This window comes from Stenotrophomonas sp. YJH_SMC_19 (assembly GCF_059367915.1).
Genome location: NZ_JCAFRI010000003.1, coordinates 81,147 through 94,385 on the forward strand (window position 1 = coordinate 81,147; position 13,239 = coordinate 94,385).

Consider the following 13,239-nt stretch of genomic DNA (forward strand, 5'->3'; position numbering starts at 1 on the left):
CAGATCGCGATGAGCCGAGCGTGGGCCCGGCGGCAACCGTACACCCGGGCAGCGCGTGGCGTTGGCGCGCATCGACCGCGCCAATGCCGGGCTCAGTTTCCTGCTGGAACTGCTGCACGCCACCGAACGCGCCCGCGTGGACGGGGATATCGACCAGCACATGGATGACGGCGCGCGCGAAGGGCTGTTGCTGGCCTGCCGTGGGCTGGCAGAGTATGTGGATCTGCAGTTGCACGCGACGTAGCACTGAGCGATGCCGATGCACTCGACCTCGGTAGGTGTCGACCTTGGTCGACACGGCATTGGCATGGGCGCCCGACACATTCGTGCCAACCAAGGTTGGCACCTACCAGAGCAACATCAATCTGACCCCACCCCGAAGGTTGGCACCCACCAGCGCAGGAGCGCTGCGGCTACGCGAAGTGCTGGTATCCGCCGTCGGCGGCTTCGCCGTCCACGTGCACGCCCTGCCCTTCGGCGATGCGGCCGAAGCGGGTGAGCGGCACGTCCAGCGATTCGGCCAGGTAGTGCAGTGCGTCGCGCTGGTCGGCGGCGGCGGTGAAGCACAGTTCGTAGTCGTCGCCACCGCGCAGTGCGCAGTCGCGTGCATCGTCGCGGCCGAGCAGCTCACGCAGCGCGTGCGAGATCGGCAGCGAATCGGCATCCACATGCGCGGCCACGTTGCTGCGTGCGGCGATGTGGCCCAGGTCGGCCAGCAGGCCGTCTGACACGTCCACCGCCGCATGCGCGAACGCACGCAGGCGCAGGCCGAGGGTGACGCGCGGCGTCGGCCGCAGCAGGCGCAGACGCAGGCTCTCGTAGTCGGCCAGCAACGTGGCGGTGGCCAGGTTCAGCGCGCCCTGCTGCCACAGGCGCAGCGCACCGGCGGCATCGCCCAGCGTGCCACTGACCCAGATGTCGTCGCCCACCTGCGCGCGGTCGCGGCGCAATGCCTGGCCACGGCCGACCTGTCCCATCGCAGTAACCGACAGCGACAGCGGGCCACGCGTGGTATCGCCACCAATCAGTGCAATGTCATGCTGGTCGGCGAGGGCGAAGAAGCCATCGGCGAAGGCCTCGATCCAGTCTTCAGAGGCTTCCGGCAGGGACAGCGCCAGCGTGCACCACGCCGGGCGCGCGCCCATCGCGGCGAGGTCCGACAGGTTGACCGCCAAGGTCTTCCAGCCAATGTCGAAGGCCCGGGTTTCCACCGGGAAATGCACACCGCTGTTGAGCGTGTCGGCGGTGACCACCAGCTGTTCGTTGGCCCGCGGCTGCAGCAGCGCAGCGTCATCGCCGATGCCGAGCAGGATGTCGTCGCGCTCGAGGGTGCGGGCGCGGATACGGTCTATGAGGGCGAATTCGGCCAGGGACATGGGGCGTTCCGGCGGGTTGCATGGATGGGCGGCGGGCGCGGATGCCGACCAGGTGAACCGGCTGGGGGGGGTAGAGTCGACTGTCAGTCGACTGCTCTCCGGTCCGACACTACGACTGCTGATCGAAAGGCAGTCGACTGACAGTCGACTCTACCGAAGCAGATTCCCGCGCCGTTCAATGAACGATGCGGGACGCAGCGGGTCAGTGACCCGATTCGACCTTGCGCCATTCCACGGCGGCACGATCCAGCACGCCGTTGACGTAGGTGTGGCCATGTTCGGAACCAAAGCGCTTGGCCGATTCGATGGCTTCGTTGATCACCACGCGGTACGGCACGTCCAGGCGATAACGCAGCTCGTAGCCGGCCAGGCGCAGCACCGCGCGCTCGATCGCGTCCACTTCCTCGATGCCACGGTCCAGGTACGGGCCGAGGGCTTCGTCAATATCACGACGGTTGTCGAGCACACCGTGCAGCAGCGCCTCGAAATACGCCAGGTCGGCGATTTCACGGGCCTGCTCGTGGGCGAACTGGGCGATCAGCGACTGGGCGTTGCCGCCAGAGATCTGCCAGGCGTAGATGGCCTGCACGGCGCGACGGCGTGCGCGCGAGCGCAGCACCGGGTCGACGCCATCGCGGCGGACGGGTTTACCGGAGGGCTTGCCCTGGGTGTTCTTGTTCATGGCAGCTGCTCCAGAAGGTTGACCATTTCCAATGCGGCGAGTGCGACTTCCTCGCCCTTGTTGCCGTGGCTGCCGCCTGCGCGGGCCTCGGCGTCTTCAACGCGTTCCACCGCCAGCACGCCGTTCAGCACCGGCACGCCGAAGTCCAGCTGCACGCGCATCAGGCCTTCGGCGCAGCGGTCGGCCACGTGTTCGTAGTGGCGGGTGTCGCCACGGATCACGCAGCCCAGGGTGAGGATGGCGGCGTGTTCATGGGCGGCGGCCAGGCGCGCGGCCACCAGCGGCAGCTCCCAGGCACCCGGCACGCGGATCACGTCGATGTTGGCTTCGGCGATGCCGTTGCCGGCCAGGCTCTGGCGGGCGCCGGCGACCAGCGTATCGGTGATGCGGGCGTTCCAGCGGCTGGCCAGGATGGCGAAGCGCGCCGATTCGGGAGTGCGAAGATCGCCTTCGTAGTGGCTCATATGCGGCTTGGGGGATTCGATAAGGAGGTAATTCTAGCGTGGATGGGCCCCGGCCGTGGCTGGCGGGGGCGCAAGGGCGTGCCGACCAACGGTCGGCACCCACCGGTGGCATGGGGTCGGCACCCACCGGTGGCATGGGGTCGGCACCCACCGGTAGTGCCGGCCGCTGGCCGGCAATTCCCATTACAGGGTGACCGTCTCCACCACTTCCAGGCCGTACCCGGCCAGGCCGATCTGGCGGCGCGGGGTGCCCAGCACGCGCAGCTTGCCCAGGCCCAGGTCGGACAGGATCTGCGCGCCGGCACCGTTGCGGCGCCACTGGCTCACGTCCTTGTCCTTGCCCGGTACCACCGGCGCCGGCTGCTGGCGCAGGCGGGCCAGCAGGGCTTCACCGTCGCGCGGGGCCTGCAGCACCACCATCACGCCGGCGCCTTCGGCATCAATCGCGCGCAGGGCATCGGTGGCAGCCACGCCGAAGTCGTCACGGCGCCAGTGCAGCAGGTCGGCCAGCGGGTTTTCCACCTGCACACGCACCAGGGTCGGTGTTTCCGCATCCGGCGTGCCACGAACCAGCGCGAAATGCAGGTCGTGGGCGATGCGGTCGCGGTAGGTCATCAGCTTGAACGGGCCGAACTCGGTGTCGATCTCGCGCTCATCCACGCGCTCGACGGTCTTTTCGGTGGCCAGGCGGTAGGCGATCAGGTCGGCGATGGAGCCCATCTTCAGGCCGTGCTCGCGGGCGAACACTTCCAGCTCCGGGCGGCGCGCCATGCTGCCATCCGGGTTCAGGATCTCCACCAGCACGCCGGCCGGTTCCAGCCCGGCCAGCATGGCCATGTCCACGGCGGCTTCGGTGTGGCCGGCGCGGGTCAACACGCCGCCCGGCTGGGCAATCAGCGGGAAGATGTGGCCCGGCTGGTGCAGGTCCGACGGCTTGGCGTTGGGCTTCACCGCGGTACGGATGGTATGGGCGCGGTCGTGTGCCGAAATGCCGGTGGTGACGCCCTCGGCGGCCTCGATGCTGACCGTGAAGTTGGTCTGGAACTGCGCGGTATTGGCCTGCACCATCGGCGCCAGGCCCAGATCGGCGGCGCGGGTACGGTTCAGCGGCAGGCACACCAGGCCACGCCCGTGGGTGACCATGAAGTTGATGTCGCTGGCCTTGACCAGCTCGGCGGCCATGATCAGGTCGCCTTCGTTCTCGCGGTCCTCGTCATCGACGATGACCACCATGCGGCCCAGGCGGATGTCTTCCAGGATTTCCGGAATAGGGGCGAAATTCATGCTGCATCTCCTTGCGGGTGCTGACTGTTGGCCGGCACGCTGATCAGGCGCTCGACATAGCGGGCGACCAGATCGATTTCAAGATTGACCGCGCTGCCCACGCCAGCGGCGGAGAACGCGGTGTTGGCCACGGTGTGCGGGATGAGGGCGACTTCGAAGCCTTCATCGTCCACTTCGTTGACGGTCAGGCTGACCCCATCCACGCAGATCGAGCCCTTCTTGGCGATGTAGCGGCGCAGCGAGGCCGGCGCGGCGAAGCGCCAGCGCTGGGCACGCGCGTCTTCGTGGATGGACAGCACCTGGCCGAGACCATCGACGTGGCCGCTGACCAGATGGCCGCCGAGACGATCGGTCGGGCGCATGGCGCGTTCGAGGTTGATGACCGCACCCTCGCCGAGCTGGCCCAGCGTGGTCAGGCCCAGGGTCTCGGTGGAGGCATCGGCCTGGAAGCTGCTGGCGTCGAATGCGATGACGGTGAGGCAGACACCGTTGATGGCGATGCTCTCGCCCATCTGCACGTTGTCGAACGGCAGATTCCCGACATTGAAGGTGAAGCGGACATCGCCGCCGATGGGTTCGCGAGCGGCCAGACGACCGACGCCTTCGATGATTCCAGTAAACAAGAAACGTTCTCCGCAGGATGTGAGCGAAAAACGCCGCAAGGCAAACAGGCGCACGCAGGGCATTCGCCCTGTGGCACCGTCTTCTTTCATCCGGACTATGACCGTCGGCTCCGGCATTGGACCGGATCTGCTGACCCCCGGCCGTGGGCCGGGGCGCTCGCGGGCTCGTGCTTGCGCACCTACCGCCGGTGGGGAATTGCACCCCGCCCTGAAGACGTTTGTGTACCGGCGAACCGGCCTGGCCAGTGTACCAGCCCGGGCTGAACGGGGTCGGATGCCACAGCTGTGACGGCCGTCGCTCGCAATTTGTAAAACTTTCATTAAAATCCTGCCCTGGACGACATGATGTCGCCACGGGCAGCCGCAAGGGCAGGCCCGCCAATGGACTGAAATTCACAGGAATTCCCATGCGCAAGATCCTGATCGTGGCCGCCCTGCTGGCCGCCGCCCCGTTCACTGCGTCGGCCGACGCCCTGAGCTACACCTACGTTGAAGGTGGCTGGACGCAGGTCAAGGTTGACGACAACGCACTGGACGACCCGAAGGTCGACGGCGGCTACCTGCGTGGTTCGGTCGCGCTGGCCGAACAGGTCTACGTGTTCGGCGGCTGGTCGCGTACCAGCAAGACCCGCCATTACGGCGAAGATTCGCTGAAGCTGGAACTCAACCAGCCGGAGCTGGGCATTGGTTACCACATGCCGTGGTCCGATCGCGTGGACTTCACCGCCGATGCCGCCTGGGTGCGTCAGAACGCCGAATCGACCCTGCGCTATGACGGCGTGCGTTACCACGGCAAGGACCACACCAACCTGGGCCGCGTCACCATGGGTATCCGCGGCAAGCCGTCGCGCATGACCGAAGCCTGGGCCAAGGCCGGCTACATGGATGGCGGCAACAACTTCAAGGGCACCTGGGTTGGCACGGTCGGCGGCCAAATCAACTTCACCAGGACCTGGGGTCTGGTGGGCGAGATCTCCGGCTACCGCGACGTCACCCAGTACTCGGTTGGTGTGCGCGCCAGCTTCTGATCCAACGATCGCTTCTCGTCGAGCGATCGAACGGGCCCCGCAAGGGGCCCGTTTTTTTGGCCGGTGTGCAGCCACCATGTGACCGCTGGTCGCCATCGAAAGTACTGCTGGATGCGCTAGGCTTGCGCGCCTCTGGAAAAGGAAAACACCGTCATGAAGACCTTCACCCGTACCCTGCTGGCCAGCGCCCTGCTGTGCGCCCCGCTGATGGCCGGCGCCGCATCGGCCCAGCTGACCCCCGAGCAGGCCTTCGACCTGTACGCGCGCACCCTGCTGGAAGACGACGCGGCTGCTACCCGCACGCTCAACGATGCGCTGAAACCCGCCTTTGAAGGCCAGGACGCGGTGACCCCGACCCCGGGCGCACTGGCCAAGGCCCTGGCCGAACCGTGGCAGACCGTGCTGGCCAGCGCCGGTGACAAGACCGGCGCTGCGGCCACTGAAGCGCTGTACGCCAAGGCCCTGCGCGATTCAAAGTGCCGCGCGACCAAGAGCGTGGTCGAAGACAACGAATACGTTGAAGACCAGAAGCTGGCGCGCATCAGCTTCAGCTGCCAGGTGCCCGACCTGGGCAAGGTGCGCCCGCTGTTCGCCGCCAGCCTGGCCGCCGATGCCAGCCCGGCCTCGCGCAAGCAGTTCACCGATGCCTATACCCAGGCACTGCAGAGTGGCGCGCGCGTGCCGGTCAGCGGCACCTTCACCCTGTACCCGGCCAAGGACAATGGCTACTGGTACAGCGGCAACTTCGATGATCTGGTAGGCACCGTGGCCGGTGCACTGGCACCGTTCGAAGACTGGATGCAGGACGTGCAGGCCGCCAGCGCACCGAAGGTGACCGGCGTACCGGGCTGCGACCTGCTGCTGCAGCAGCACCGCGCCTGCGTGGCGAAGATCGCGCCGGACCAGATCAGCGGCGTGGACGCGATGGCCGAGGAACTGAAAACAAAGGCGCAGGTGCAGTCGGCCGAAGCGATGACGCAGGAGTGCAAGGCACTGCGCCCGATCGCCGAGATGATGTGGACCGACGAGTGCAGGTGAGGGCGCAGGGGCCGAACGCAGCCGCATTGGCGATATCCGGCTCGACCCCGGCCGCAGGTTCGGACGAGTTGCATGGACAGGCCTGGGGGCGGGGGGCATTCTCCCCCGCCCCGTCCCGATGGAATCACCGTGCACCGCCCTCTTCTCTGCCTGCTTGCCCTGGGCATGCACCTGCCTTTGGCAACTGCCCGCGACAGAACCCCGGAAGACGTCGTTTCCCAGCATCTGCAGGCCATGCATGAACGCAACGACTTCGCACTGCAGATGCTTGTCCAGAAGCAGCAGGCCGACCGGACCGGTGCAACCAGTGATCTCTTCAATGCTCCGCCCATGGCGGAGTTGCTGGCGACCTGGACGAGGAACATCGAGCGCCATGTCGATCCGATCGACGGCGTGGATTCGCCACATCTTGTCTGGGCGCTGCAGGTTCTGGCCAACAGCCGATGCAAGCCCTACCGAAGCGAGGCATGGCACAGTCTGACCGAAGGCATGCAGGTTGCCGACGTGCACTTCAGCTGCCGCGTGGGCGATGTCGAGCGTCTTCGGTACCTGTCCGAGGCTACGGTCTTCGATGGCGGTGAGCAGAGCGAGCAGCGCTTCTGGAGAGCCTATATCGAGACGTTGCGCGACGGCCCCTTCCACGAGATCGTTGGCACCACGCGCGTGGTATCGACCACTCGCGAACCCGCCTGGCACAGCGAGAAGTCGAGGCATCCGAATGAAGACTTCCCCTCCGGCCGCGTCGAACATGACATATACGTGGTTCTGACCGAAGCACTGATCGCACAGCCGCGCCACCTGGACCGCGCGGGCACGCGTGACGCCATCGCACAGATGACAGGCATCGTCGAGTGTGACGACCTGCTGCAACAGCATCGCCGCTGCATGGCACGCATTGCGCCGCAGGAACTGAAGGGGGTGAGTGACCTGGCCACTACCCTGAGCAAGCGGCGACAGCAGATTCCCGAGGCGGAGCTGCTGCAGCAATGCATGGCCTTGCGGCCCGCAATGCAGGCACTCTGGACGCATGAGTGCCACTAGGCCGCGAACAGCCGAACGCACTTTCAGAACCGTTGCATGGCCCATTGCGGTGTGCATGGTCAATGCTGTTGCTCTCTTCCACCGGGGCAACCGCATGAAACATCGTGCAGGGTCGACCACGGTCATGCTGCTGGCGCTGATGGTGTGTGGGCAGGCCGAAGCGCACAGGCCCAAGACCTTCATCATCCGCCCATCGGTTGCCTTCGAGTCGAACCAGCTACGCGACAGGGACATCGATGCACAGCTGAGCGAAGACGACGACTGCCGTGCATTCCTGATATACCACGATGAATGTGCGCCGACGGTATTGCCGGACGAGTACGACGACGGCATCAGCCGGCGCAGGCTGCGGTCGAAGTCAACGCAACTGACGGGGGAAGCGCTCGGTGCCTACTGCCGGGACCTGCACATGCTGTGGAAGCAGCAATGGGCAGAGCAGTGCCCCGCCGACGAGGACGAGGGCACCTGACGACACAGGAGATGCCGTCATTCCCTCACGGGCGCAACAACAGTCTGATGTCCTCGCCCACCTGGCGCTGGTCAACCACACGCAGGCGGCGCTGCTGGTCCATTGCATCGATGCCGAGGCCGGCCAGCAGCGGGCGTCCGTTATCGCCCAGCAACGTGGGGGCCTGGTACAGCAGCAGCTCGTCCACCCAGCCGCCGCGCAGCAGCGCACCGGCCAGCGTCGCGCCGGCTTCTGTATGCACTTCGTTGATGCCGCGCTCGGCCAGCAGCGCCAGCACCGCGCCCAGGTCCAGCCGCCCTTCAACGCAGGGCACGCTGGCGAATTCGGCGTCGGCCGCATCCGGTGCACTCACCGCTGCATCGTGCAGGTACAGCGTCGGTGCCCCACCCTCGCGCACACGGCTGCACTCCAGTGAGCGCAGGCGCGAATCCAGCACCACGCGCAGTGGCGGCATCACCTCGGTATCGGCCAGGCGCGCGGTCAGCATCGGGTCGTCGGCCAGCACGGTATCGGCGCCGGTCAGGATCGCACCTGCGCGCGCGCGCCAGTGCTGCACGTCTTCGCGCGCGGCCGGGCCGGTGATCCACTTGGAGCTGCCATCGGCCATCGCGGTGCGACCGTCGACGCTGGCCGCCAGCTTCACCCGCAGCCACGGCCGGTTGCGCTCCACGCGCGATAGGAAGCCCTTGTTGAGCTCACGCGCCTGCGTCGCCATCAGTCCTTCGGCAACCTCGATGCCGGCATTGCGCAGCAGATCGAAGCCACCACCATCGACCTTCGGGAACGGATCGCGCATCGCGGCAACGACGCGCGACACGCCCGCTTCGATCAAGGCCAGCGCGCACGGCGGTGTGCGCCCGTAGTGCGCACAAGGCTCCAGGGTGACGTAGGCGGTGGCACCACGCGCCTCGCTTCCGGCCTCGCGCAGGGCGAACACTTCAGCATGCGGACCGCCGGCGCGCTGATGCCAGCCCTGCCCGACCACGCGTTCGCCGTGGGCGATGACGCAACCGACCATTGGGTTGGGGCGGGTGGTATAGGCAGCACGCTCGGCCAGGCGCAGTGCGTTGGCCATGTGCAGGTGGTCGAGGACGGAGAACGGGATGCTCATGCCACCATGGTACCGCCGCTGGCGTAGATCCATGCCATCAGTGCCAACCAAGGTTGGCACCCACCAAGGCAGAAGCGGTCAGCCCTTCTTCTTCTTGGTCAGGGCAATCACGTCGCCCAGCAGCTGCAGCTGTTCGGTACTGGACGGCAGGTCACGTTCCAGCTTCTCGATCTCCTCGCGGAAATCGGCAACGTCCTCGAAGCTGCGATAGACCGAAGCAAACCGCACATAGCCGACATGATCGAGCTTGCGCAGTTCGTTCATGACGAACTCGCCGACCTTGATCGAAGGCACTTCACGCTCGCCGCTGATGCGCAGCTGGTGAACCACCGCCCGCACCGCCGCTTCGATCTTGTCTTCGGCCACCGCACGCTTCTGCAGTGCGCGGTCGAAACCAGCGCGGACCTTGCGCTGGTCGAAGGCTTCGCGGGTGCCATCGCTCTTGATGATCGCCGGCAGCTTCAGTTCAACCGTTTCCATGGTGCTGAAGCGCTCGCCGCAGGCTTCGCATTCACGCCGACGGCGGATCGTCGCGCCGTCTTCGGAGACGCGCGAGTCGATGACCCGGGTATCGGCATGTTGGCAGAAGGGGCAATGCATGGAACGCCTGGCTCAGGGGGCAACCTAGATGCCACGGTCATGGCAGCGTCGCAAAGGTACCTGAGAAAGGGTCCAGCAGCAAATGCTGCCTGCGCGAAAGCCGGAATGGGCGCCTGATGCGCTCTTGGGCCGCCACTCAGCCGGCCGGGCCGGACGCCGGAGTATTCCCGCCCCAGCGCAACCACAACAGGTGCGCGGCCAGCACCAGCAGCAGTGGGCCAAACCCGAGAAAGCCCAAGGTCGAGATCTCCCCTTCCTTGAAGGTGAAATACAGCGTGGCGGCGACGACACCCAGCGCGGCCAGTATTCCCAGCACCAGGCCAATCCATGCGACCACCGGCGCCTGATGCAGGCCTGCGCGACCACGCCACAGGAAGAGGCCGCTCAGCCACATCCAGGACAGCAGGCCGAGCACTCCGGCCGATGACCAGAGCAGCAACAGCGAGTGCTCATCGCCAGTCAGATACTTGCCATCCAGCACGACCATCAACCCCAATACTGCCCCGGTGCCTCCTGCCGCCGCGGTGGGCAGGCCCACCAGCAGGCCTGCTATCCCCATCCATCGTTTGTGCTGCTGCTCATCCATGCGTTCCATTCCCTTTGATTGGCCGCGTCAGGCGCGGCGCTTGAGCCACACCAGCATGGCGGCCGGTACCAGCATCGACGGCCCCAGCAGCAGTAGTTCCAACGCGGCGCCCCCCTGCTGGAAGCCGAACCATGCGGTCATCCAGAGAACCGGCAGCGCTGCCAGCCCACCGGCCAGCAGCAGCCACCACCAGATCGCGCGCACCTGCAGGCCGGCCCGGCCCTGCAGCAGGTAGCCGGCGCTGAGCCACAGCCAGGCCAGGCAACCCGCCACGCCGGCCAGGCCCCACAGCAGTGGCACCAGATCGGGGGAGCGGTTGCCGCCGAAGGATTGCACGCCAACAACCAGGAACATCACCGCGACCGCGCCGCCCATCGCCAGGCCGGGCAGGCCGAGCAGTACCGCCAACGCGGCATACAGGTACTTGAGGCGGCGCTCATCCATGCGCGGTTACTCCGATGCCCGCGCTCGTACGGGCGGCACATCCACGGTATCGGCACGCGCACGCAGCAACATCAGCATGCCGGTGGGCACCAGCAGCGACGGCCCTGCGAAGAGACCGCTCACCACCGCCGGGCCCAACCCGGAGAAGGTATATATCGCCAATCCCAGCAACGGCAGGCCCGCCAGCACGCCCATGCCCAGCAACCACCACCAGCGTGGCGAGGCCGTGCGCAGGCCCTGCAGTCCATCACGCAACCAGATGACGCTGAGCGCGACCCAGGCCACCAGGCCGGCAAGCGCGGCCGTTCCCCAGACGCACATGACGGCAGCGAACCACAGCTTGTCAGCATCCAGCGAGACCAGGCCGATCACCCCCATGACCAGGGCGATGCAGGCACCGACGCCGCCCGCGAAAAGGCTGGGCAGGCCGAACAGCGCGGCCAGCACCACGTACAGATACTTGAGGCGGCGCTCATCCATGCGCGGTTGCTCCAATACCGGGGTCAGAGCCCTTCCCTGCGGGAAGGGATCCGACCCCTGTTTCGATCAGCCGTAGACCGGGTACTTGCGGCACTGCGCGCTGACGGCGTCGCGCACGCGGGCGATGACAGCGTCGTCGTTCGGTGCATCAAGCACGTCGGCGATCCAGTTGGCCAGGTCCACGCAGTCCTGTTCGACGTAGCCACGGGTGGTCACCGCCGGGGTGCCCAGGCGCAGGCCCGAGGTCACGAACGGCGAACGCGGGTCGTTCGGCACCGAGTTCTTGTTGACGGTGATGTGGGCCTTGCCCAGCGCCGCTTCCGCGTCCTTGCCGGACACGTCCTTGCCGATCATGTCGACCAGCATCAGGTGGTTCTGGGTGCCGCCGGAAACGATCTTGTAGCCACGCTCGATCAGCGTATTGGCCATCGCCTGGGCGTTCTTCACCACCTGCTGCTGGTAGGCCTTGAAGCCCGGTTCCAGCGCTTCCTTGAAGGCCACGGCCTTGCCGGCGATGACGTGCATCAGCGGACCGCCCTGGATGCCCGGGAACACGATCGACTGCAGCTTCTTGACCAGGTCTTCGTCGGCGCCCTTGGCGACGATGATGCCGCCACGCGGGCCGCGCAGGGTCTTGTGGGTGGTGGAGGTGACCACGTGGGCGTGTTCCAGCGGGCTCGGGTAGACGCCTGCAGCCACCAGACCGGCAACGTGGGCCATGTCGACGAACAGGTAGGCACCGACCTTGTCGGCGATGGCGCGGAAGCGCGCCCAGTCGATCACCTGCGAGTAGGCCGAGAAGCCGGCCACGACCATCTTCGGCTTGTGCTCCAGGGCCAGGCGCTCGACTTCGTCGTAATCGATCAGGCCCTGATCGTTGACGCCGTACTGCACGGCGTTGAACAGCTTGCCCGAGGCGTTCACCTTGGCGCCGTGGGTGAGGTGGCCGCCGTGGGCCAGGCTCATGCCGAGGATGGTGTCACCCGGCTGCAGCAGGGCGAAGTACACGGCCTGGTTGGCCTGCGAACCGCTGTGCGGCTGCACGTTCGCGTAGTCGGCGCCGAACAGCTGCTTCAGGCGGTCGATCGCCAGCTGCTCGGCGATGTCCACGTATTCGCAGCCACCGTAGTAGCGCTTGCCCGGGTAGCCTTCGGCGTACTTGTTGGTCAGCTGGCTGCCCTGGGCTTCCATCACCGCCGGGCTGGTGTAGTTCTCGCTGGCGATCAGCTCGACGTGGTCTTCCTGGCGCTGGGTTTCAGCGGCGATGGCCTTGGCCAGTTCGGGATCGTAGGATTCGATGCGGACGTCACGCGGGAACATCGGGTACTCCAGCAGGCAGGGAAAAGGGGTACGGCTCAGCCCTCGATTGTAGCCCCGCACTGGCCCGCTGGGGCCGAAACGGACGGGGCCGGCATTCCCGAAGGAATCCGGCCCCGTATGGTTTCGAGGGATGTTGTGGGGCCAGAGCCCTTTCCGATGGAAAGGGGTCCGACCACGGCCGCGATCCTCAGCGGCTGCTGAGCACGTACTGGGCGATCACACCGGTAGCGATGGCCACCAGCAGCATGTTGCCGCGGTCATCGCGGATCCACTGGTGCCCGTAGGGCGGGCGACGCAGGTTGTAGCGCGGGTAGTCGTTCACCACGTAGATCGGGCCGCGGTAGTAGTCGCGATAGCGGTGGCCGACCTTCCAGCCATAGCCCGGGCCGTAGGCCGGACGATAGACCACGCGCGGCGGTGCCGGGCGGTAGTAGCGGTCATGGTCGCGATGCCAGTCGCGACGGTCGCGTTCCCAGTCGCGACGGGCCTCGCGGCGGTCGCGCTCCCAGTCGCGGCGGTCCTGGCGCCACTCACGGCGATCCTCGCGCCATTCACGGCGGTCGTGGTCGCGGCGATGGTCGTTGTCGGCGAATGCCGGGGCCACGGCGCCCAGTGCCAGCACAGAGGCCACGGCACTGGCCATTACTCGATTGATGCGCATGTCAGACCTCTGCTTGGTGGGTGGTGAGCCCA

The 13,239-nt window shown here is 66.6% G+C and carries 16 protein-coding genes, 1 pseudogene and 1 riboswitch; of the genes and pseudogenes, 5 read left to right on the forward strand and 12 right to left on the reverse strand.

Annotated features, from left to right (window positions below; genetic code table 11):
• Positions 1-25: 25 nt before the first annotated feature.
• A pseudogene (locus tag AC5P5R_RS04980) lies at positions 26-244 on the forward strand (hypothetical protein); the annotation flags it as partial.
• 169 nt (positions 245-413) lie between these two features.
• On the opposite strand, the gene thiL reads toward AC5P5R_RS04980, so the two are convergent.
• The 5 genes from thiL to AC5P5R_RS05005 all read right to left on the reverse strand — a co-directional run bounded on the left by thiL (position 414) and on the right by AC5P5R_RS05005 (position 4,429).
• Positions 414-1,376 (reverse strand): thiamine-phosphate kinase, encoded by a 963-nt coding sequence (thiL, locus tag AC5P5R_RS04985; RefSeq protein ID WP_164281580.1) that lies wholly within the window; start codon positions 1,374-1,376, stop codon positions 414-416.
• A 202-nt stretch (positions 1,377-1,578) separates the two neighbouring features.
• The gene (gene nusB / locus AC5P5R_RS04990) at positions 1,579-2,058 is read right to left on the reverse strand and encodes a transcription antitermination factor NusB (protein ID WP_012479139.1); all 480 of its coding nucleotides are present in this window, start codon (positions 2,056-2,058) and stop codon (positions 1,579-1,581) included.
• Positions 2,055-2,522 carry a 6,7-dimethyl-8-ribityllumazine synthase gene (gene ribH, locus AC5P5R_RS04995; protein ID WP_012479138.1) on the reverse strand — a complete coding sequence of 156 codons (468 nt, stop codon included), beginning with the start codon at positions 2,520-2,522 and terminating at the stop codon, positions 2,055-2,057. Before ribH ends, nusB begins: the two co-directional genes overlap by 4 nt.
• A 183-nt stretch (positions 2,523-2,705) precedes the next feature.
• Positions 2,706-3,806: a 3,4-dihydroxy-2-butanone-4-phosphate synthase gene (ribB, locus tag AC5P5R_RS05000; protein WP_164281579.1), complete on the reverse strand. Its 1,101-nt coding sequence runs from the start codon at positions 3,804-3,806 to the stop codon at positions 2,706-2,708.
• Positions 3,803-4,429, reverse strand: coding sequence for a riboflavin synthase (locus tag AC5P5R_RS05005; protein ID WP_164281578.1), 627 nt, complete (start codon positions 4,427-4,429; stop codon positions 3,803-3,805). Before AC5P5R_RS05005 ends, ribB begins: the two co-directional genes overlap by 4 nt.
• Before the next feature lie 74 nt (positions 4,430-4,503).
• A riboswitch (FMN riboswitch) is annotated at positions 4,504-4,649 on the reverse strand.
• A gap of 187 nt (positions 4,650-4,836) precedes the next feature.
• Between AC5P5R_RS05005 and AC5P5R_RS05010 the strand changes: the two genes are divergently transcribed.
• The 4 genes from AC5P5R_RS05010 to AC5P5R_RS05025 all read left to right on the forward strand — a co-directional run bounded on the left by AC5P5R_RS05010 (position 4,837) and on the right by AC5P5R_RS05025 (position 8,005).
• Complete coding sequence (locus tag AC5P5R_RS05010) at positions 4,837-5,457, forward strand: hypothetical protein (RefSeq protein WP_049397405.1); 621 nt, start codon at positions 4,837-4,839, stop codon at positions 5,455-5,457.
• A 153-nt stretch (positions 5,458-5,610) separates the two neighbouring features.
• Positions 5,611-6,495, forward strand: coding sequence for a hypothetical protein (locus AC5P5R_RS05015; protein ID WP_049397403.1), 885 nt, complete (start codon positions 5,611-5,613; stop codon positions 6,493-6,495).
• Between the two features lie 129 nt (positions 6,496-6,624).
• Positions 6,625-7,536 (forward strand): hypothetical protein, encoded by a 912-nt coding sequence (locus AC5P5R_RS05020; RefSeq protein ID WP_133050600.1) that lies wholly within the window; start codon positions 6,625-6,627, stop codon positions 7,534-7,536.
• Positions 7,537-7,591: 55 nt separating this feature from the next.
• Positions 7,592-8,005 carry a hypothetical protein gene (locus tag AC5P5R_RS05025; RefSeq protein ID WP_224119339.1) on the forward strand — a complete coding sequence of 138 codons (414 nt, stop codon included), beginning with the start codon at positions 7,592-7,594 and terminating at the stop codon, positions 8,003-8,005.
• A gap of 25 nt (positions 8,006-8,030) precedes the next feature.
• On the opposite strand, the gene ribD is transcribed toward AC5P5R_RS05025, so the two are convergent.
• The 7 genes from ribD to AC5P5R_RS05060 all read right to left on the reverse strand — a co-directional run bounded on the left by ribD (position 8,031) and on the right by AC5P5R_RS05060 (position 13,207).
• The gene (gene ribD, locus AC5P5R_RS05030) at positions 8,031-9,116 is read right to left on the reverse strand and encodes a bifunctional diaminohydroxyphosphoribosylaminopyrimidine deaminase/5-amino-6-(5-phosphoribosylamino)uracil reductase RibD (RefSeq protein ID WP_049397401.1); all 1,086 of its coding nucleotides are present in this window, start codon (positions 9,114-9,116) and stop codon (positions 8,031-8,033) included.
• A gap of 78 nt (positions 9,117-9,194) precedes the next feature.
• A complete protein-coding gene (gene nrdR / locus AC5P5R_RS05035) occupies positions 9,195-9,716 on the reverse strand; it encodes a transcriptional regulator NrdR (RefSeq protein ID WP_049397400.1) in 522 nt (173 codons plus the stop codon).
• A gap of 136 nt (positions 9,717-9,852) precedes the next feature.
• A complete protein-coding gene (locus AC5P5R_RS05040; RefSeq protein WP_049397456.1) occupies positions 9,853-10,302 on the reverse strand; it encodes a hypothetical protein in 450 nt (149 codons plus the stop codon).
• Between the two features lie 27 nt (positions 10,303-10,329).
• Positions 10,330-10,746: a hypothetical protein gene (locus tag AC5P5R_RS05045; RefSeq protein ID WP_049397398.1), complete on the reverse strand. Its 417-nt coding sequence runs from the start codon at positions 10,744-10,746 to the stop codon at positions 10,330-10,332.
• A gap of 6 nt (positions 10,747-10,752) precedes the next feature.
• On the reverse strand, positions 10,753-11,226 hold the full coding sequence (locus tag AC5P5R_RS05050; RefSeq protein ID WP_049397397.1) for a hypothetical protein: 474 nt from the start codon (positions 11,224-11,226) through the stop codon (positions 10,753-10,755).
• Positions 11,227-11,292: 66 nt separating this feature from the next.
• A complete protein-coding gene (gene glyA / locus AC5P5R_RS05055; RefSeq protein ID WP_005408051.1) occupies positions 11,293-12,546 on the reverse strand; it encodes a serine hydroxymethyltransferase in 1,254 nt (417 codons plus the stop codon).
• Positions 12,547-12,733: 187 nt separating this feature from the next.
• Positions 12,734-13,207: an RcnB family protein gene (locus tag AC5P5R_RS05060; RefSeq protein WP_033834700.1), complete on the reverse strand. Its 474-nt coding sequence runs from the start codon at positions 13,205-13,207 to the stop codon at positions 12,734-12,736.
• Positions 13,208-13,239 lie beyond the last annotated feature (32 nt).

What these genes read in the sequence shown, in the direction of transcription:
- AC5P5R_RS05050 (WP_049397397.1), bottom strand. Translation starts at nt 11,226, where the DNA reads ATGGATGAGCGCCGCCTCAAGTATCTGTACGTGGTGCTGGCCGCGCTG.
- nrdR (WP_049397400.1), bottom strand. Translation starts at nt 9,716, where the DNA reads ATGCATTGCCCCTTCTGCCAACATGCCGATACCCGGGTCATCGACTCG.
- AC5P5R_RS05060 (WP_033834700.1), bottom strand. Translation starts at nt 13,207, where the DNA reads ATGCGCATCAATCGAGTAATGGCCAGTGCCGTGGCCTCTGTGCTGGCA.
- AC5P5R_RS05025 (WP_224119339.1), top strand. Translation starts at nt 7,592, where the DNA reads ATGGTCAATGCTGTTGCTCTCTTCCACCGGGGCAACCGCATGAAACAT.
- thiL (WP_164281580.1), bottom strand. Translation starts at nt 1,376, where the DNA reads ATGTCCCTGGCCGAATTCGCCCTCATAGACCGTATCCGCGCCCGCACC.
- ribB (WP_164281579.1), bottom strand. Translation starts at nt 3,806, where the DNA reads ATGAATTTCGCCCCTATTCCGGAAATCCTGGAAGACATCCGCCTGGGC.
- nusB (WP_012479139.1), bottom strand. Translation starts at nt 2,058, where the DNA reads ATGAACAAGAACACCCAGGGCAAGCCCTCCGGTAAACCCGTCCGCCGC.
- AC5P5R_RS05040 (WP_049397456.1), bottom strand. Translation starts at nt 10,302, where the DNA reads ATGGATGAGCAGCAGCACAAACGATGGATGGGGATAGCAGGCCTGCTG.
- AC5P5R_RS05045 (WP_049397398.1), bottom strand. Translation starts at nt 10,746, where the DNA reads ATGGATGAGCGCCGCCTCAAGTACCTGTATGCCGCGTTGGCGGTACTG.
- glyA (WP_005408051.1), bottom strand. Translation starts at nt 12,546, where the DNA reads ATGTTCCCGCGTGACGTCCGCATCGAATCCTACGATCCCGAACTGGCC.
- AC5P5R_RS05015 (WP_049397403.1), top strand. Translation starts at nt 5,611, where the DNA reads ATGAAGACCTTCACCCGTACCCTGCTGGCCAGCGCCCTGCTGTGCGCC.
- ribH (WP_012479138.1), bottom strand. Translation starts at nt 2,522, where the DNA reads ATGAGCCACTACGAAGGCGATCTTCGCACTCCCGAATCGGCGCGCTTC.
- AC5P5R_RS05010 (WP_049397405.1), top strand. Translation starts at nt 4,837, where the DNA reads ATGCGCAAGATCCTGATCGTGGCCGCCCTGCTGGCCGCCGCCCCGTTC.
- ribD (WP_049397401.1), bottom strand. Translation starts at nt 9,116, where the DNA reads ATGAGCATCCCGTTCTCCGTCCTCGACCACCTGCACATGGCCAACGCA.